Annotated in this window: 17 protein-coding genes; 9 read left to right on the top strand and 8 right to left on the bottom strand. The window is 70.8% G+C overall.

Features of this window, described 5'->3' with window-relative positions; translation table 11 throughout:
• Positions 1-26 precede the first annotated feature (26 nt).
• Positions 27-479: a GyrI-like domain-containing protein gene (locus ACFWY5_RS25140; RefSeq protein ID WP_379609391.1), complete on the top strand. Its 453-nt coding sequence runs from the start codon at positions 27-29 to the stop codon at positions 477-479.
• Here the strand turns inward: ACFWY5_RS25140 and ACFWY5_RS25135 are convergent.
• Complete coding sequence (locus ACFWY5_RS25135) at positions 468-1,022, bottom strand: TetR/AcrR family transcriptional regulator (protein WP_379609392.1); 555 nt, start codon at positions 1,020-1,022, stop codon at positions 468-470. The genes ACFWY5_RS25140 and ACFWY5_RS25135 overlap by 12 nt on opposite strands.
• Positions 1,023-1,082: 60 nt before the next feature.
• Here ACFWY5_RS25135 and ACFWY5_RS25130 point away from each other — a divergent pair, with 60 nt between their 5' ends.
• Positions 1,083-2,288, top strand: coding sequence for an FAD-dependent monooxygenase (locus ACFWY5_RS25130; protein ID WP_379634714.1), 1,206 nt, complete (start codon positions 1,083-1,085; stop codon positions 2,286-2,288).
• Positions 2,289-2,523: 235 nt separating this feature from the next.
• Here ACFWY5_RS25130 and ACFWY5_RS25125 read toward each other — a convergent pair whose 3' ends face one another.
• The 3 genes from ACFWY5_RS25125 to ACFWY5_RS25115 form a co-directional block, all read right to left on the bottom strand.
• On the bottom strand, positions 2,524-3,711 hold the full coding sequence (locus tag ACFWY5_RS25125; protein WP_379634711.1) for a cytochrome P450: 1,188 nt from the start codon (positions 3,709-3,711) through the stop codon (positions 2,524-2,526).
• A gap of 88 nt (positions 3,712-3,799) precedes the next feature.
• On the bottom strand, positions 3,800-4,435 hold the full coding sequence (locus ACFWY5_RS25120) for a nitroreductase family protein (RefSeq protein WP_379609395.1): 636 nt from the start codon (positions 4,433-4,435) through the stop codon (positions 3,800-3,802).
• Entirely contained in the window at positions 4,435-5,547 is a 1,113-nt protein-coding gene (locus ACFWY5_RS25115) for a CaiB/BaiF CoA transferase family protein (RefSeq protein WP_379609396.1), read from the bottom strand. The genes ACFWY5_RS25120 and ACFWY5_RS25115 overlap by 1 nt, the downstream gene beginning before the upstream one ends.
• Positions 5,548-5,715: 168 nt before the next feature.
• On the opposite strand from ACFWY5_RS25115, the gene ACFWY5_RS25110 reads away from it, so the two are divergent.
• The 4 genes from ACFWY5_RS25110 (at position 5,716) to ACFWY5_RS25095 (ending at position 10,944) form a co-directional block, all read left to right on the top strand.
• Positions 5,716-7,224 (top strand): serine/threonine-protein kinase, encoded by a 1,509-nt coding sequence (locus tag ACFWY5_RS25110; RefSeq protein ID WP_379609398.1) that lies wholly within the window; start codon positions 5,716-5,718, stop codon positions 7,222-7,224.
• Positions 7,221-8,201: an NAD(P)-dependent oxidoreductase gene (locus ACFWY5_RS25105; protein WP_379634709.1), complete on the top strand. Its 981-nt coding sequence runs from the start codon at positions 7,221-7,223 to the stop codon at positions 8,199-8,201. Before ACFWY5_RS25110 ends, ACFWY5_RS25105 begins: the two co-directional genes overlap by 4 nt.
• A gap of 130 nt (positions 8,202-8,331) precedes the next feature.
• Complete coding sequence (locus ACFWY5_RS25100; RefSeq protein ID WP_379609741.1) at positions 8,332-9,681, top strand: FAD-binding oxidoreductase; 1,350 nt, start codon at positions 8,332-8,334, stop codon at positions 9,679-9,681.
• Positions 9,682-9,684: 3 nt separating this feature from the next.
• On the top strand, positions 9,685-10,944 hold the full coding sequence (locus ACFWY5_RS25095; protein ID WP_379609400.1) for a class I SAM-dependent methyltransferase: 1,260 nt from the start codon (positions 9,685-9,687) through the stop codon (positions 10,942-10,944).
• Positions 10,945-10,990: 46 nt separating this feature from the next.
• Here the strand turns inward: ACFWY5_RS25095 and ACFWY5_RS25090 are convergent, their stop codons facing one another.
• Positions 10,991-11,530, bottom strand: coding sequence for a Uma2 family endonuclease (locus ACFWY5_RS25090; protein WP_379634707.1), 540 nt, complete (start codon positions 11,528-11,530; stop codon positions 10,991-10,993).
• 145 nt (positions 11,531-11,675) lie between these two features.
• Between ACFWY5_RS25090 and ACFWY5_RS25085 the strand changes: the two genes are divergently transcribed.
• Complete coding sequence (locus tag ACFWY5_RS25085; protein WP_379609402.1) at positions 11,676-12,476, top strand: LLM class flavin-dependent oxidoreductase; 801 nt, start codon at positions 11,676-11,678, stop codon at positions 12,474-12,476.
• A gap of 15 nt (positions 12,477-12,491) precedes the next feature.
• On the opposite strand, the gene ACFWY5_RS25080 is transcribed toward ACFWY5_RS25085, so the two are convergent.
• The 3 genes from ACFWY5_RS25080 to ACFWY5_RS25070 are packed head-to-tail and all read right to left on the bottom strand — an operon-like array spanning position 12,492 to position 14,555.
• Positions 12,492-13,091 (bottom strand): TetR/AcrR family transcriptional regulator, encoded by a 600-nt coding sequence (locus ACFWY5_RS25080; RefSeq protein WP_379609403.1) that lies wholly within the window; start codon positions 13,089-13,091, stop codon positions 12,492-12,494.
• Positions 13,069-13,980, bottom strand: coding sequence for an alpha/beta fold hydrolase (locus ACFWY5_RS25075; RefSeq protein ID WP_379634705.1), 912 nt, complete (start codon positions 13,978-13,980; stop codon positions 13,069-13,071). Before ACFWY5_RS25075 ends, ACFWY5_RS25080 begins: the two co-directional genes overlap by 23 nt.
• A 35-nt stretch (positions 13,981-14,015) precedes the next feature.
• Positions 14,016-14,555 carry a hypothetical protein gene (locus ACFWY5_RS25070; RefSeq protein WP_379634703.1) on the bottom strand — a complete coding sequence of 180 codons (540 nt, stop codon included), beginning with the start codon at positions 14,553-14,555 and terminating at the stop codon, positions 14,016-14,018.
• 105 nt (positions 14,556-14,660) lie between these two features.
• On the opposite strand from ACFWY5_RS25070, the gene ACFWY5_RS25065 reads away from it, so the two are divergent.
• Positions 14,661-15,941, top strand: a complete 1,281-nt coding sequence (locus tag ACFWY5_RS25065) for an FAD-binding oxidoreductase (protein WP_379634701.1) — start codon at positions 14,661-14,663, stop codon at positions 15,939-15,941.
• A 398-nt stretch (positions 15,942-16,339) separates the two neighbouring features.
• The gene (locus tag ACFWY5_RS25060; protein ID WP_379634699.1) at positions 16,340-16,855 is read left to right on the top strand and encodes a hypothetical protein; all 516 of its coding nucleotides are present in this window, start codon (positions 16,340-16,342) and stop codon (positions 16,853-16,855) included.
• Positions 16,856-16,970 lie beyond the last annotated feature (115 nt).

The raw sequence follows: 16,970 nt of genomic DNA, 5'->3' as shown, positions 1-16,970 counted from the left end.
GGATACTTATGGGGGATGGAGGAGCAGTGGACGTCACGGAACGCGCCGAACTGCTGGTGGTCGGCTACGCCGTACGCACGACGAACGCCGACGAGATGGATCCCTCGCGCGCGAAGCTGCCCGCGCAATGGCAGCGGGCGGGGGCGCCGGGTGCGTTCGCCCACGTTCCGGGGCGAACGGACGAGAACCTCTACGCGGTCCTCACGGACTACGAAAGCGATCATCACGGGGCTTACACGCAGATTCTTGGTGTCGGGGTACGGACCGTTCCAAGGCTGCCCGAAGGGATGGTCGCGGTACGCGTGCCGGCCGGCCAGGCGCTGACACTGGCGGCGCGCGGGCCGATGCCGCAGGCGCTCATCGAGGCCTGGCAGCACGTCTGGAAGCACACCGAGTCCGGCGGCAGCCCGGCGCGCGCCTTCACCACGGACCTGGAGATCCATCACGCGGACGGCGCCGACCTCTACCTAGCGATCTGACGCCTCCCGCGGCAGGCCGAGCGCGTCGCATCCGGCGCGCACGGCCACGTCCCGGAGCACCTCCACGGGCGCGTCCTCGAACTGCACGGCGCAGTCGGCCACCCCGCCCAGCGCGATCGTCGCGCGCGCGGCCTGCTCCAGCGTCGGATTCTCCCCCACAAGGAGTACGGCCAGCCGCTCCCGCGAGGTGAACGCCCAGTCGACCAGCCCCAGGTCGGTCAGCGAGATCATCTCCCTGAGCAGGAGCATCACCGTGTCCCGGTGCCGCTGATGGAAGTCGAAGTACTCCCCGAGCAGGTCGGGGACGTCGATCTTCCCCCGCGCCTCCAGCCGTGACACGTACGCCTCGCCGTCCTGGAACAGCGGCTCGACGATGCTGCGTACCAGTTCCTCGCGGGAGGAGAAGTGGTAGTAGAGCGCCGGTTTGGTGATTCCGAGCCGGTCGGCGATGTCCTGCAGGCTCGTCTTCTGCAGGCCCTTGGCCAGGAACAGCTCGCGGGCGACGGCCTGGATGCGGCTCTTGGTGTCACCGGGTCTTGCCATGGTCCCCAGTATGGCTTACCTTCCGTTAAGTCAGCTACTTACCTACCGTTAGGTAAAAGCATGCGTGTCCTCATCTCCGGCGCCAGCGTCGCCGGACCCGTCCTCGCCTACTGGCTGGCCCGCCACGGCTTCGCGGTCACCGTCGTGGAACGCGCGCCCACGCTGCGCAAGAGCGGCGGCCACGCGGTGGACCTGTTCCGCCCCGCCATGGACATCGCCGAGCGCATGGGCGTCCTCGACCGGCTCGAACAGGCCAAGACCGGCACCAGCCACCTCACCTACCACCGCGCCGGCAAGCGCCCGGTCGGGCTGGAACTCGGCCGCCTCGTCACGGCCGTCTCCGACCGGCACGTGGAGATCATGCGCGACGACCTCAGCGAGATCTTCTACGAGCGCTCCCGCGACGGCGCCGAGTACGTCTTCGGCGACTCCATCACCTCCATCTCCGCCGACGGCGAGGTGACCTTCGAGAAGGGGCCGCCCCGGCGCTTCGACCTCGTGGTGGGGGCCGACGGCCTGCACTCGAACGTGCGCCGCCTGACGTTCGGCGACGCCGAGGAGCACTGGATCGGCGCGTACCTGGCGGTCGCGTCCATTCCCAACTACCTCGGGCTGGACGGGCGGATGGAGGTCGCCGCCGAGGTCGGCAGGATCGCCGGGATCTACGGCGCCGACCGGCTGCCCGACGCGCGGGCCCTGTTCCTGTTCCGCCCCGAAGGCCCGCTCGGCCACCACCACCGCGACGTGCCCCACCAGAAGGCCCTGCTCCGCTCGGCGTTCGCCGACATGGGCTGGGAGGTCCCGCGCCTCCTGGACGAGGCCGACGCCGCCCAGACCTTCTACTTCGACTCGGTGACCCAGCTCCGCCTGGACACCTGGTCACGCGGCCGGGTCACGCTGGTCGGCGACGCGGGGTACTGCCCCGGTCCGGCGGTGGGCGGCAGCACGAGCCTGGCGGTCGTGGGGGCGTACGTGCTGGCCGGCGAACTGGCCGCGCACGGCGGCGACCACACGCGCGCTTTCCCGGCCTACGAACACGAAATTTCCGACTATGTACGGCGGAGCCGCACCTTCGCCGTGGCAGCCGCCAAACGCCTGGTCCCCGCGACGCGCCTGGACGTCTGGGCCCTGGCCCAAGGGGCCCGCCTGATCAACCACCTCCCCGGCCCGCTGACCCGCCGCCTGGCCAAGCTGAGCGCCAACGGCCTCCGCCTGCACGACTCGATCACCCTGAAGCCCTACCACCCCCTCAGAACCCACGCCTGACCACCCGCGCGGGACAGGGAGCCACCCGGGACACGGTGCCGTGGCCGGGAACCAGGTGACCAGCCTTAGGGCGCGCGGCAGGACTAAGGCGGCGCCCCGGCTTCTCGGCGGTCCGGGGCAAAGGGCGCCGCGTCGCGTGTAGGCAACACACCCGGAGGTGGGTCGCGCTCCATCGGAGCCTGGGGTGGGGTGGTGCCTTACCAGGGGCCTGGTGGGGCGGTTCTGGTGTAGGGGGTCAGTGGCGGCGGGGGTGGAGGGTTATGGGGAAGGACGTGACGCCTCGGACGAAGGAGTTGCGCATCAGGCGGGGGCCGTCGGCGTCGGCCCAGGCGGCCGAGTCCACCCGGGCCACCCACTCCTCGAAGAAGATCTTGAGTTCCAGCCGCGCCAGCGCCGCCCCCAGGCAGAAGTGGGTGCCGAGGCCGAAGGCGATGTGGCCGCCGGGTTTGCGGGTGATGTCGAAGGTGTCGGGGTCGTCGAAGACCGCCGGGTCGCGGTTGGCGGAGCCGTACATGAGAAGGACCTGCTGGCCCTTTTTGATGGTCTGGCCGTGGAGGGTGGTGTCGCGGGTGGCGGTGCGGCACATGTTGAGGATGGGCGTGGTCCAGCGGATGAACTCCTCGACGGCGGTGTCGATCTGGGCGGGGTTCTCGCGCAGGTGGCGCCACTGGGCGGGGTGGCGGATGAGGGCGTCAAGGGCGGTGGCGATCACGGTGCGGGTGGTCTCGGCGCCGCCGTCGAGCAGGAGGAGGGCCTCGTTGGCCAGGTGTTCGTCGTCGTAGTCGGGGCGGGCCGACCATACCGACAGGAGGTCGTCCCGGGGGCAGGTGCGGCGCTCGGCGGCCAGGTCCAGGACGGCGAGGCCGAACTCGCCTGCGGCCACGGCGGCCTCGTGGGTGACGTAGCGCAGGCCGCCGCCGGCCGCGATCGTGGTCTCCGACCAGTGTTTGAGCTTGGGCCAATCGGCGTCGGGGAAGCCGAGCAGCCAGCCGATCATGCGGGCGGGGAGCGGGGCGGCCAGGGCCGGTACGGCGTCCACGGTGCCTTCGGCCAGGGCCTGGTCGATTTGTTCGGTGACCACGGACCTGATCCGGTCGGCATAGCGTTCGTGCACGTGGCGCGGGGTGAAGCGGCGGTAGACGAGGCGGCGGCGCTCGGCGTGCTCGGGGTCGTCCATGCCGATCATGGACGGGTCGGAGGGCAACTGGGGGCGGTAGCCGCCGGTGCTGGTCCAGAGCTTGGCGTCGCGTTCGATGGCGCAGATGTCGGCGTGGCGGGAGATGCCCCACAGGTCGTTGGCGGCGTCGTAGTGGGCGGGGGAGTGCTCGCGCAGCCAGGCGTAGAGCGGCAGGGGGTCGTCGGCGTACAGGTCGCCGTCGAGCAGGTCGATGCCCGCGTGCGGGCGCGCCGGTGGTACGTGCATGGGTCAGCTCCGGGGGTTCAGGGGTGGTGTCACGGAGCCGCCGCATCGCTCGCGCCTGCGACTGGGCGGTCAGGCGGGAAAGGTCGTCTCAGGGCCTCCAGAGCGGCTCGTCCACGGTGAAGCCGACCGGGTCGCCCCAGCGGTTGCGGTAGCCGACCTCGTGGACGGGACGGCGGGGCGCCACGCCCCAGCGGCCGGTCGGGTAGCCGAAGGTCACCGTGCAGGCCAGCCGCCAGCCTTCGCCCTCGGGAACACCGAGCAGGCGCAGCGTCTCCTTCGGGTGGAACATGCCGAGGATGGTGGTCAGCGCGGTGCCGACGCCGTGGGCGCGGGCGGCGAGCTGGGCGTTCCAGACGGCGGGGAAGATGGAGCCGCCGCTCGGGTCGTGCTGGACGAACGCGAACAGCAGCAGCGGGTAGCCGTCGAAGTGGTCGGCCAGGTACTGGGCGGAGGTGAAGACGCGGCGGGCCTGGTCGTCGGCCCGGTCGAGCGCGTCCTTGTAGTGCGTCTCGTACAGGCGGCGCAGGCCGTCCCGGTAGAGCGGCGCGAGCTCGGCCCGCAGAGCGGGGTCGTCGGCCAGCAGGAAGCGCCAGTTCTGGGCGTTGCCGCCGGTGGGGGCGCGGATGGCGGCGTCCAGGATCGAGCGCTGCACCTCCGTCGGGATGGGGTCGGGCTTCACCCTGCGCATCGCCCGCGTCGTGTAGAGGGCCTCGAAGACGTCCATCAGGCCAGTACCCCCGCTTCTCGTAGTTTGTCGGCTTCCGCGGCGTCGAGTCCCCACGCCGACAGGTCGGCCAGCCGGGTGGCGGGGGACAGATCGGGCGCGGGGGCGCCGAGCAGGCGCGGCGCCGGAACCGGCTGCCGGTACTCGCCCACCTGGACGAAGCTCTCCCTGGCCACGTTGTGCGGGTGTTCGATCGCCTCGCCCATCGTCAGCACGGGGGAGACGCAGGCGTCGGAGCCGTCGAAGACGGCCTCCCATTCGGCTCTGGTCTTCGACCTGAAGGCCTCCGCGAGCCTGGCCTTGAGCGCGGGCCACTGCTCCCTGTCGCCGCGGTCGGGCAGGTCGCTCAGCTCCATGAGGCGGACCATCTCGTCCCAGAACTGCGGCTCCAGCGAGCCGACCGCCACGAACCCCCCGTCGGCGGTCTCGTAGGTGTCGTACATGGGGGCGCCGGTGTCGAGCAGGTTGGTGCCGCGCGGGCCCCAGAAGCCGGACTGCACGCCGTGGTGGAACATCGCGAACAGGATCGAGGCGCCGTCCACCATCGCGGCGTCGATCACCCGTCCCTTTCCGGTGCGTTCGCGCTCGAAAAGGGCCAGCAGCACGCCGTACGCCAGCATCAGCCCGCCACCGGCGAAGTCGCCGAGGATGTTGATCGGCGGCGTCGGCTTGTCGCCAGCGCGGCCGAGCATCGACAGGATGCCGGAGATCGCGATGTAGTCGATGTCGTGCCCGGCGGTCGGGGCCAGAGGGCCGTCCTGGCCCCAGCCGGTCATGCGGCCATAGACGAGCCTCGGGTTGATCTCGTGCAGGTCGGCGGGGCCGATGCCGAGGCGTTCCGCGACACCGGGGCGGAACACCTCGATGACCACGTCCGCGTTCCGCGCCAGTTCCTTGAACGCGCGCACACCCTCGGGCGACTTCAGATCGAGGCCGACGGTCTGTTTGCCGCGGTCCATCACGTCCGTGCGCGGCCTGTCGGTGACCGCCTTGACGCGGTCGACGCGCAGAACCTCGGCGCCGTGGTCGGCGAGCATCATCCCCGCGAACGGTCCTGGCGCGAGCCCCGCCAGCTCCAGCACCCGCACTCCGGCCAGCGGACCTTCACGCATGAACATCTCCTCGACTCTGTTCCGGTACGGCGGGCGCGACCCGGCACCGGGCGCCCACCCCAGTAGAACAACCTTCGGTAGCAGGCCGCAACCATGCCGGGCTCATGTGATCACACTCTTCCGCACTCCCACTTATGGGAAACTTGCCCACTGTTGTGGAGGTTGGACATGGTTTCGGAACAGCTCGTCGCTCGGCGGTACCAGTTACTGCGCGAGCTGGGGCGCGGCGGCATGGGCGTGGTCTGGGAAGGTCGCGACACGCTCCTCAACAGGCAGATCGCGATCAAGGAGGTGCTGCTGCCCGACGGGGTCCCACCCGCCGACCGGGAGCGGCAGCTTTTGCGTACCGCCCGCGAGGCGCGCACGGCCGCCCGGCTCAACCACCCGTCGGTCGTCGCGATCTACGACGTCGTCGAGGAGGACGGCCGCCCCTGGATCATCATGGAGATGCTCAGGGCACGATCCATCGAGGAGATCGTGGCCACCACGGGCGCGCTGCCCATCCCGCAGGCCGCCGAGGTGGGCAGGCAGGTGCTCTCCGCGCTGCGCGCCGCGCACGAGCTGGGCATCCTGCACCGTGACGTCAAACCGAGCAACATCCTGCTCGACGACGACGGCAGGGCCGTGCTCACCGACTTCGGCATCGCCACCGCCGAAGGCGACTCCTCGCTGACCAGCACCGGCATGGTCACCGGCTCGCCCAGCTTCCTCGCGCCCGAGCGGGTACGCGCCGCCGAGGCCGGGCCCGCCTCCGACCTGTGGTCGCTGGGCGCCACCCTGTTCGCGGCGCTGACCGGGCGCTCGCCGTTCGAGCGCGGCGAGGCCATGGCCACGCTCACCGCGCTGCTCAACGAGGAGCCCGACTACCGGCGCATCCCGCCCGCCATGCATCCCGTGCTGCGCGGGCTGCTGCGCAAGGAGCCGCACGAACGGCTGGGGGCGGAGGAGGCGGAGCGGCTGCTGGCCGGGCTGGCGGCCGGCCGTACCGAGGAGTCGGCGGAGAAGGTGGGCAGCCGCAAGCTGCTCGTCGCGGCCGTGGCGGCGGTCGTGCTGGTGATCGGCGGGGGCGTGAGCGCGTACTCGATCCTGTCGGCCGACGCGGAACCCACCCCGCGCCTCGCGCAGCGCGCGGCCAGCAGCCCGATGCCGAGCGTCTCCACGCCGACCCCGAGCCCCACGCTGTCACCGACGCCGACCCCCACCCCGACCAGGACCAGGCCGCCGATGCGGGTCTGGACCTCGCCCGACGGCTGGTCGATCTCCCGCCCCACCGGCTGGCGGGGCGCGCGCGGCGACGGCTCGGCCACCTGGACCAGGCCCGACCGGCGCGGGCAGCTGGCCGTCAAGCCCGTCTACTCCGAGACCGACCCGCACCAGCTCCTGCGCGACGAGGAGGAGATGTTCAAGGAGAGCGGCCAGGAGTTCACCACGGTCGGTCGCAAGGTCGTCAGGCACCGCGGGGTGGCCGCGGTCGAGTGGGAGCTCACCTGGCGGGCCGCGGGCGGCGCCGGCGAGACCGCCTGGGCGCAGGCCGGGCAGCGCTACCGCGAGGTCAGGCGCGCGGTCACGGTCGGTGAGACCGCCTACGTGCTGTCCTGGACCTTCACCGAGGCGCAGTGGCCGCGGCACCGGGAGCTCATGCGCAAGGTGATCAACAGCTTTACAGTGGGCGCATGACGCCCTGGAACCTGCTGGCGCTGCCGCCGCTGCCCGAGGAACTGCTGCGGGGCCTGCTCACACCCCTCGGCGATCGGGTACGGCTGAGCGTCCCCGCCCGGCGGGACCGGGCCGCCATGCTCGACGCCCTGCCCGATGCGGAGATCGTGCTCGGTGACTGGTCGGCCGAACTCGCGCTCGACGCCGAGGCGGTCGCGGCCGCGTCCCGGCTCGCCTTCGTGCAGCAGCCGTCCGTCGGCGTGGACGGGCACGACCTGCCGGCCCTGACCGCGGCCGGGGTGCCGCTGGCCAACACCGCCGGGGTCAGTGCCGTGGCGGTCGCGGAGTGGTGCGTGTCGGCGGCGCTGGCCGTACGCAGGAAGCTGCGCGAAGCCGATGCCGCGGTACGCGCCGGCCGCTGGCCACAGCAGGAGCTGCAGCCGAGCGAGCTGTCCGGGTCGAAGGTCGGGATCGTCGGCCACGGCCCGATCGGCGCGGAGTGCGGCCGGTTGTTCCGCGCGTTCGGCTGCCAGGTGTCCTACTGGACGCGCACCCCCCGCGAGGACCCCGCCTACACGCCGCTGGAGACGGTCGTGGCCGAGTCCGACGTGCTCGTGGTGGTCATCGCGCTGTCGGAGCAGACGCGCGGGCTCATCGACGCGCGGCGGATGAAGCAGGGCGCGCTGCTGGTCAACGCGGCCCGCGGCGAGGTCGTGGACCAGAGCGCTCTGGTCGAGGCGCTCGGCGGGCACCTGGGCGGCGCGGCGCTCGACGTCTTCACCACCGAGCCGCTGCCCGCGGACGACCCGCTGCTCGGGCTCGACCGCGTCCTGCTGTCGCCGCACATCGCGGGCGTCACGGGGCAGGCGACGGGACGCCTGCTCAAGGCCGTCATGGACAACCTCGAGGCGGCGGTCGACGGGCGGCCACTAGTCAACGTTGTCAACAGGGCAGATGCGATTGTCACCAGGAAGTTTGGTGATTCGCCCGCGGCGTAGGCTCTCGACCTGGCACTGTGAACAGTTTTCGTGTCTTTAACAGACCCCGGTCTGTTCTATGTGTTTGGAGGGAGATACGGTCTTACGGACGATCTCTACCAGCTCCAGGGGGTGTTCCGTGACGACAGACATGTCGACACACCAGAGGGCCGTAGAGCACATCCGGCAGTCGTACGCCGAGATTCCAGGGGACGCCGCGCCCCGCCTGGCCAAGGCCACGTCGAACCTGTTCAGGTTCCGCGACAACGGCAAGACGGCCAAGCTCTCCGCACGTGACCTCGACGAGGTCATCAGCGTGGATCCGGTCACGATGACGGCGGAAGTCCAGGGGATGACGACCTACGAGAACCTCGTGGACGCCACCCTTCCGCACGGGCTCATGCCGTACGTCGTGCCGCAGCTCAAGACGATCACGCTCGGGGGAGCGGTGACGGGTCTGGGCATCGAGTCGACCAGCTTCAAGGACGGTCTGCCGCACGAGTCGGTCGAGGAGCTCGAGATCCTCACCGGCGACGGGCGCATCGTCATCGCCCGCGACGACAACGAGCACCGCGACCTCTTCCGCGCCTTCCCGAACTCCTACGGCACGCTCGGCTACGCGCTGCGCATCCGGATCAAGCTCAAGGCGGTCCAGCCGTACGTGCATCTCACGCACGTGAAGTTCACCGACGCGGACAAGTGCATGCTGGCCATGCAGGAGATCTGCGACACGATGGTGCACGACGGCGAGCAGGTCGACTTCATCGACGGGGTGTTCTTCAGCCCCGACGAGATGTACATCACGCTCGGCCGCTTCGCCGAGCGCGCCCCGTACGTCTCGGACTACACGGGTATGCGCATCTACTACCAGTCCATCCGCAAGCGCAACCGCGACTGGCTGACCGTGCGCGACTACCTGTGGCGCTGGGACACCGACTGGTTCTGGTGCTCGCGCGCGTTCGGCGTGCAGCAGCCGGTCGTCCGCTCGCTCATGCCGCGCCGCTACATGCGCTCCGACGTCTACCGCAGGCTCGTCGCCCTCGATCGCAAGTACGGTTTCACCGCCCGCGTCGACCGGTGGCGCGACCAGCCGGTGCAGGAGTCGGTGATCCAGGACGTGGAGACGCCGGTCGAGCGGGGCGCGGACTTCCTCCGGTTCTTCCACGAGAAGGTCGGCATGACGCCGGTCTGGATGTGCCCGCTCAAGTCGTCGAGCGACTGGCCGCTCTATCCGCTGGAGCAGGGCAAGCTGTACGTCAACTTCGGGTTCTGGGGGCTGGTCCCGTTGCCTCGGGGGCAGTTCGACGGGTACTACAACCGGCTCATCGAGAACTCTGTGCACGAGCTGGACGGGCACAAGTCGCTATATTCGACCAGTTTCTATGCCCGTGAGCAGTTCTGGCAGCTGTACAACGGCGATGCTTACTGGCCGGTCAAGCGGGAATACGATCCGAACGGTCGCCTGCTTGACCTGTACGACAAGTGTGTGCGGGGAAGGTAAGTGATGGCGCTCGCAACCATCTTTGAAAAAATCGTCGGTTCCCAGTCGAACATCTCGTTCCTGGCCTATGACGGCAGCAAAGCCGGGCCGGACGGGTCGGACGTCACCATCGAGGTGAAGTCGCCCATCGCGGTGGCGTACCTGGCTCAAGCTCCGGGGGAGCTGGGTCTGGCGCGTGCCTATGTCTCGGGGCACATCGATGTGCACGGCGACATCTACACGTTGCTCGACCGTATGTGGAACATCACCACCAACGACCTGACTCTTGCCGAAAAAGTGGACGCCGTCCGCTCTTTGGGGATGAAGCCGCTGATGATGCGTGTTCCGCCGCCTCCGCAGGAGATGCGGCAGAGCACGCTGGCCAAGCTCGGCTCCCGGCACGCCAAGCAGCGCGACGCCGAAGCCATCCACCACCATTACGACGTCTCCAACCGCTTCTACGAGTGGGTCCTGGGCCCGTCGATGGCGTACACCTGCGCCGTCTACCCCACCCAGGAATCCACGCTGGAAGAGGCCCAGTTCGCCAAGTTCGACCTGGTGGCCAAGAAGCTCGACCTGAAGCCCGGCATGCGCCTGCTCGACGTCGGCTGCGGCTGGGGCGGCATGGTCATGCACGCCGCCAAGAACTACGGCGTCAAGGCACTCGGCGTCACCCTGTCGAAGCAGCAGGCCGAATGGGCCCAGGCCGCCATCAAGGAGGCGGGCCTGGAGGACCTGGCGGAAGTCCGCTTCATGGACTACCGCGACGTCCCCGAGGGCGACTTCGACGCCGTCAGCAGCATCGGCCTGACCGAGCACATCGGCGCGGCCAACGTACCGGCCTATTTCTCCTTCCTGTACGGCAAGCTCCGCCCCGGCGGCCGCATCCTGAACCACTGCATCACCCGGCCCACCGGCAAGGAGAAGACGTTCAACAAGGGCGGTTTCATCAACCGCTACGTCTTCCCCGACGGTGAGCTGGAGTCGGTGGGTTACCTGGTCAGGCAGATGGAGGACCTCGGCTTCGAGATCCGCCACGAGGAGAACCTGCGCGAGCACTACGCCAAGACGCTGCGCGCCTGGTGCGACAACCTCGACGCCAACTGGGAGGACGCGGTCCAGGAGGTCGGCATGGGCACGGCCCGGGTGTGGGCCCTGTACATGGCCGGCTGCATCGTGGGCTTCGAGCGCAACAAGGTCCAGCTGCACCAGGTGCTGGGCGTGAAGCTCGACAAGGAGGGCCGCTCCGGCGTCCCCCTCCGCCCCGCCGTCAACTGGCCGTAGACGTTCCCCCTCCGCTGGAGCCCACCCCGGGCTCCAGCGGAGCACGTTACGGTGCCACCAGGTCGGCGAGCGGAACCGAGACCAGGATCGGCGACTCCAGCTCAAGCCGGTCCCGATGCACCCGGTGCAGCCGATACTCCGAGGCCACCGCGTCCAGGTGAAACTCCCTGACCTCGGTGATCTCGTATTTCTCGTCGAGCAGAACCAGCAGATACAGCGGGATCCCCGCGTCGGCGTATTGGATCCGCTTGTCAGTGAGATCTTCGCGGACCGTCCCGGGCGAGGCGACCTCGGCGACCGCCCGGACATGTGAGGCATCGGGCTTCTGCAAGGGATCGTGATAGACCGCCACGTCCGGCCGGCGGAAGGTGAACGTCGGCTCCCGCCACAGCACCACGCCGATACCGGTCTCAACGCTCAGGCATGGCCCGGCGGCGGGGCGGGCGGATTCCAACGCTCCAGCCAACCGGCGCGCGATCCGGTTGTGCCGGGGAGCCGGTGACTCGCACTTGATCACGTGTCCGTGGACCACTTCGATGGTTTTGCCGACGGCCTCCGGCAGTGCCCGAAACTCCGCCTCGGTCATCGCCGCGGGGAGCGCGTCGAGCCAAGAAGGAACCGCCATCCGGGTCTCCCTCGCTCGTGTCCGATGCGGACAAGGGAAGCGTATGGGCCGGTCCCATCGCCACCCGCTCCGGGAAAGTGTCGGTGGCGGGTGGTTGGGTCGGGGTATGCGTTACGGCATTGACATTGCGATTCTCGGTGATCTTGCGGAGCCGGCGCGCCTGGTCGCCCTGGCTCAGGAGGCCGAGGCCGCCGGGTGGGAGGCGGTGCTGGTCTGGGACCATCTGGCCTTCGCCTGGGGCACGCCGTCGGCCGATCCGTGGGTGGCGCTGGCCGCCGTGGCCCAGGCGACCTCGCGCGTCAAGCTCGGCACGGCGGTGACGGCCGTGGCCCGGCACCGTCCGGAGCGGCTGGCCCAGACCGTGGCCACGCTCGACCGGCTGAGCGGCGGCCGGGTGATCCTGGGCGCCGGGCTGGGCGGGGTGACGGCGGAGTTCACCGCCTTCGGCTCGGCGCGTCCCGGCGGGGCCGTGCTCGACGAGGCGCTCGGCGTGCTGGACGCGCTCTGGTCCGGCGACGAGGTGCGCCACCGCGGCCCCCACTACACCGTCGACGGCGTACGGCTCGCGCCGCTGCCCGTCCAGCGTCCCCGGGTACCGGTGTGGGTCGGCGGCACGGCTCCCGCCGCCCTCCGGCGTGCCGCCCGCTGGGACGGCTGGATCGTCGCGGCCGACGACCAGGAGGGCCGCATGTCGCTCACACCGGACGCCCTGGCCGCCCAGGCCGGTGAGCTGCGCCGGGCGGGAGCGGGCGACCTCGACGTGGCGGTCATCGGCGTGAGCGAACCCGGCTCGTCGGTACGGGCTTACGCCGAGGCGGGCGCCACCTGGTGGCTCGAACACCTCCACGGCTACCGGGGATCGATGGAAAGCCTGGTGGAGCGCGTCAAGGCGGGCCCGCCCGGGTGAACGCCAACCGCCGCGTCAGCCCGCGATGAACAGGCGGTCCAGCTGGTATTCGATGATCTCGACGGCGGCCTCGTGGCTGCGCTGCCCGCTGAGGACGCTGGAGGTCAGGCCGTTGGCGAGAGCCAGGAGGCCGGCGACCTCGGTACGCGGGTCACGATCGGGGGCGATGTCCCCGGCCTGCTGGGCGGCGGTCAGCCGTACGGTGAGGAAGTTCTCCAGCGCGTTGGGCAGGGTGAGCCCGACGGCGGCGAGTGCCGGGTCGGTGAGGGCGGCGGTGTAGTAGGCGGTCCAGGCCATGGAGTCGTGTTCACTCTGCTCGTCGAACGGCACGCTCACGCCGAGGACGGCGGCGAAGACGCCGCGCGGTGTCAGCTCGCCCGCGTCGGCGGTCCGCTGCCTGAACCGGCGCTCCATGCGGGCGCCCAGTTCGGTGAGGCCGGATTCGAGCAGGGCCTGCTTGTTCGTGAAGTAGTACTGGACGACGCGCAGCGAGACCCCGGCCTCGGCGGCGATCTCACGCATCGACACCGCCTGCAGGCCGCGGGTGCTGGCGATGCGCAGCAGCGCGTCGGTGAGCTGCCGCCGCCGCTCGTCATGATCCACCTGTCGGGGCATGCCCGTGTCCTGCCTTTTGCCGGGGGAAGGTGAGGATCCGCTCGATGACCAGGTCCGGAGCCTCGACGGACAACGAGTGTCCGGTGCCGGGCACGATCTCCACGCGCCAGGACGGCGCGATGCCGGCCAGCCGCGCGGCCACGGCCCGCGGGTCGAGCAGCGTGCTGCGCGCGCCCAGCAGCATCTGGACGGGCACGGGCACCTGGCGTATCCGCTCGTCGGTGTAGGCGGGCGGCACGGGCAGCCGCCGGCGGAAGGACCATCCGGCCCGCGTCAGCCTCACCAGCCCATCCTCGCGCAGCACCCCGTTGTTCACGACGCCGGCCATGCGGTGCCGCAACGGGCGGGGAAGCAGGGAGGCGAGGGCCCCGGCGAGGGCCCATCGGACGAACCGCTTGGGCAACGGCGCGAAGCCGCCCGGGTCCACCAGCGTCAGCGCAGCGACCCGGCCGCCCTCGCTGAGCTGCTGCTCCACCGCGGTCCAGCCGCCGTAGGAGAAGCCCGCCACGTGTGCGCGCTCGACGTCGCGCGCGGCCAGGACGTCGGTGAGCCAGCCGCCGACCTCGGCGCCGTTCGTGAGCGGCCGGGTCTGAACCGAGCGGCCCGGCTCGCCGAGGGGGTCGACGGTGAAGACCGGGCGGGTGCGCGCCAGCGGCTCGATGTAGCGGTACCAGGCCAGCGCGTTCCCGCCGGCACCGGCCACGAGGACCACGGGATCGCCTTCGGCGGGCCCGGCCCGGTGGATCCGTACCTTTCCCGCGCGGGTCTCGACGTCGAAGGCGTCCACCGGCACCGGCCACAGCTCGCCGAGCATGCGGTCGTAGACGGCGTGGAACCTGTCGCGGGCGGAGTCGTTGGTGAAGCCGGACGGCCGATCAGGTGCGCGCATGATGACCTCGTCTCCCGAATGGATACAGTTGTATCCTAACGCGGATCGACGCGCTGGAGGAGGCCGTAGACGAATCGGGCACGGTAGGTAGTGCCGGAGTGCGGGAAGGAGACGGCCCAGTGGTGGGGCGCGGCGCCCTCCTCCTGGACGGCGCCGGGGAAGCTCGCGCCGACGTCGGCGACGACGCACTCCCACGGCACGAGGCCGGCGAAGCTCAGCGTCCGGTCACCGCACGGCCGGACGAACCACTGGTTCCATATCTCGCCGCCCGGCCCGACCAGCAGCTCGAACTCCAGCCCCGGCCAGTACGGCAGCGCCCACCGCACCACGTCGCAGGTCAGGCTGCCGATCGGCCGTTCGCCCTCGAACGCGGGCCGCCCCAGCGCCGTCCGGAACCGGCCCGCCCCCTTCGGCGAACGGCCGGCGTAGGCGGTGCGGGTCCACAGGGTGTGGGCCTCGCGGAGTTCGGCGCGGGTGGCGCCCATGTCGGCGAGGGCGTCCTCGACCCGGGCGGGGTTGAGGTCCCGCATGCGGTGCATGAGTGCCAGTTCGAACGCGCGGACTCCGAAGACCATGCCCCGTACCCTCCCATGCCCGGAAAGAATCTTGGGCCGGCGTGTAGAGCGGGCGTCACCGGCTCCGACCTGTCTGCGAGAACACGGACTGGAAGGGCAACAACGATGACGAACGACACGACGGCCACCGAGATCGTCCGCCCCGGTGACGAGGGGTATGAGCGGCTGAGCCGTACCTTCGCCAAGGAGGGCGCGCCCGCGCGCGTCGTCCGCCCCCGCGACGCCGCGGGTGTGGCCGAGGCGGTCGGGCACGCCGTGCGCGACGGGCTGGTGCTGTCGGTGCGCAGCGGCGGGCACAGCGTGCCCGGCTACGGCACCAACGACGGCGGGGTGGTGATCGACCTGGCATATCTCAACGGCGTCGAGGTTCTGGACGATGACCTGGTGCGGATCGGCGCGGGGGCCCGGTGGGGCGAGGTCTCGCGGGTGCTGGCGCCGCATGGGCTGGTGATCTCCTCGGGTGACACCGACTCGGTCGGCGTGGGCGGGCTGATGGTCGGGGGCGGGATCGGGTGGCTGGTCCGCAAGTACGGGCTGGCGCTGGATCACCTGGTCGAGGCCGAGGTGGTGACCGCAGCGGGGAAGGTGCTGCGGGTGGCCGCCGACGAGAACGCCGACCTCTTCTGGGCCATCAGGGGCGGTGGCGGTGAGTTCGGGGTGATCACCTCATTCCTGGTCAGGGCTCGCCGGGAGACGACCGTGACCTTCGCCCGCGTCGGGTACCCCGCCGACGACGCCGCCGCGGTCCTCAAGGCCTGGCGGGACGTGGTGCGCGAGGCGGGCGAGGAGCTGACGTCGTCGGCGCACCTGTACCCGGCGTTCGGGGAGGAGGCGCCGGCGTCGATCATGATCCTGGCGGCCTACGCGGGCGACGACCCCGCGGTCGTCGAGCCACTGACCCGCCTGGGCGAGCCGACGTTCCAGGAGATCTCGACCGTTCCCTACGCCGAGGTCCTGGAGAGCGCCGAACTGCCGCCCGGCTGGCGCCCCATGGTCCGCAACCGGTTCGCCCCGGTTCTGACGGATGAGCTGATCGACGCGTGGGTGTCGGCGGACATTCCGATGATGTTCCGCGAGATCCGGGCGATCGGGGGCGCGATGGGGCGCGGCGACGACACCGCCTTCGCGCACCGTGACAGCGAGGCGATGCTGATGGGGGTCCTGCTCGGCACGCCGGCCGACCACCCCGCGCGGCTGCCGGCCTACGACGCGCTGTGGGAGGCGATGGAGCCGCACGTTTCCGGCGCGTACGCGAACTTCTTCAGCGACCCCCGCCCCGCCGACGTCGCCGCCGTCTACCCACCCGCGACGCGCGCCCGCCTCGCCGCCGTCAAGCGGGCTTATGATCCCGCGCGGGTGTTCTCCCAAAATCTCGCCCGCTTCTGATCTCCCCCTTTTTTCCGTTACGGCACAGCCGCCAAGACCCCGCCCGCCGACCGTGGCCGGGCCCCGTCCAGGGGAACGGTCGTCCAGCGTGCGGGGCCGGCCGCCGTGACGTCCGCCCCGTTGGCCGGGCACCGCGCACTTCGTGCCCAGAGCCGAAAACGTATGGGCGCAGCCGGAACGCATCCTCGGCGGATTGGCGCCCTCCTGCTCGCCCCCCGGCGGCCGGACAACGCCGCTGCTCTCGTCCGGCGCCACGACAGGGTTCCGCCGACTTGGTGTGCCGCTCCCCTCGTGGCCGGAGGCGTGGCAGGATTGCCTGACCTGGTGTTTTCTTGAGTGGTGCCATGGTGGTGCCATTGGCGCTTGAATTGGTGCCACTTGCATGTCATAGTGGTGTCATGGAACTCGCGCCCTATGTCGATCACCTCCGCCGGGAGCTGGCGGTCGCCGCCGAGGCGGGCGGTGAGGAGACCCGGGCGCTGGCCGGGCGCCTCATCGCGTCGCTGGAGTCGGCCGCCCGGTTGGCCCTGCTCGAGGCGCTGTCGGCCGCCGCCAACGAGATCACCAGGGAGCTCGCCCCCGGCTCGGTGGACGTACGGCTGCGCGGGCGTGACCCCGACTTCGTCGTGACCCCGCCACCCGTGGCACCACGTGACACGGAGGCGGGTCCAGGAGTCGCCCAGGCCCGCTCGGTACGCCCGCCGGAGACCGACGAAGGCGGCACCACCCGGGTGGCGCTGCGGGTTCCCGACCATCTCAAACCGCGCATCGACGAGGCCGCCGCCCAAGAGGGGCTGTCGGTGAACTCCTGGCTCGTCCGCGCGGTGTCGGCGGCTCTCGACCCCGACCACGGGGGCCGGGGAACGAAGGACGCCGGCACCGGCGGCCAGCGCTACACCGGCTGGGTCCGCTGACCCCGCATCCCGGCGCCGCCCATGGCGCCGTCGTCATATCGGCCCGCCGCACAGGCATCTGAGGGCGGCGCGCACCAGCATCGGCCCGCCGCACAGGCATCTGAGGGCGGCGGAC

Source organism: Nonomuraea sp. NPDC059007 (assembly GCF_042740555.1).
Lineage (GTDB): Bacteria > Actinomycetota > Actinomycetes > Streptosporangiales > Streptosporangiaceae > Nonomuraea.
Note: the sequence above shows the minus strand (reverse complement) of the source record. Positions and strands in the feature narration are given on the sequence as shown.

Coding starts and splice junctions, on each gene's coding strand:
- ACFWY5_RS25135 (WP_379609392.1), bottom strand. CDS start 1,022: ATGGCAAGACCCGGTGACACCAAGAGCCGCATCCAGGCCGTCGCCCGC.
- ACFWY5_RS25130 (WP_379634714.1), top strand. CDS start 1,083: ATGCGTGTCCTCATCTCCGGCGCCAGCGTCGCCGGACCCGTCCTCGCC.
- ACFWY5_RS25125 (WP_379634711.1), bottom strand. CDS start 3,711: ATGCACGTACCACCGGCGCGCCCGCACGCGGGCATCGACCTGCTCGAC.
- ACFWY5_RS25120 (WP_379609395.1), bottom strand. CDS start 4,435: ATGGACGTCTTCGAGGCCCTCTACACGACGCGGGCGATGCGCAGGGTG.
- ACFWY5_RS25115 (WP_379609396.1), bottom strand. CDS start 5,547: ATGCGTGAAGGTCCGCTGGCCGGAGTGCGGGTGCTGGAGCTGGCGGGG.
- ACFWY5_RS25110 (WP_379609398.1), top strand. CDS start 5,716: ATGGTTTCGGAACAGCTCGTCGCTCGGCGGTACCAGTTACTGCGCGAG.
- ACFWY5_RS25105 (WP_379634709.1), top strand. CDS start 7,221: ATGACGCCCTGGAACCTGCTGGCGCTGCCGCCGCTGCCCGAGGAACTG.
- ACFWY5_RS25100 (WP_379609741.1), top strand. CDS start 8,332: ATGTCGACACACCAGAGGGCCGTAGAGCACATCCGGCAGTCGTACGCC.
- ACFWY5_RS25095 (WP_379609400.1), top strand. CDS start 9,685: ATGGCGCTCGCAACCATCTTTGAAAAAATCGTCGGTTCCCAGTCGAAC.
- ACFWY5_RS25090 (WP_379634707.1), bottom strand. CDS start 11,530: ATGACCGAGGCGGAGTTTCGGGCACTGCCGGAGGCCGTCGGCAAAACC.
- ACFWY5_RS25085 (WP_379609402.1), top strand. CDS start 11,676: ATGCGTTACGGCATTGACATTGCGATTCTCGGTGATCTTGCGGAGCCG.
- ACFWY5_RS25080 (WP_379609403.1), bottom strand. CDS start 13,091: ATGCCCCGACAGGTGGATCATGACGAGCGGCGGCGGCAGCTCACCGAC.
- ACFWY5_RS25075 (WP_379634705.1), bottom strand. CDS start 13,980: ATGCGCGCACCTGATCGGCCGTCCGGCTTCACCAACGACTCCGCCCGC.
- ACFWY5_RS25070 (WP_379634703.1), bottom strand. CDS start 14,555: ATGGTCTTCGGAGTCCGCGCGTTCGAACTGGCACTCATGCACCGCATG.
- ACFWY5_RS25065 (WP_379634701.1), top strand. CDS start 14,661: ATGACGAACGACACGACGGCCACCGAGATCGTCCGCCCCGGTGACGAG.
- ACFWY5_RS25060 (WP_379634699.1), top strand. CDS start 16,340: ATGGAACTCGCGCCCTATGTCGATCACCTCCGCCGGGAGCTGGCGGTC.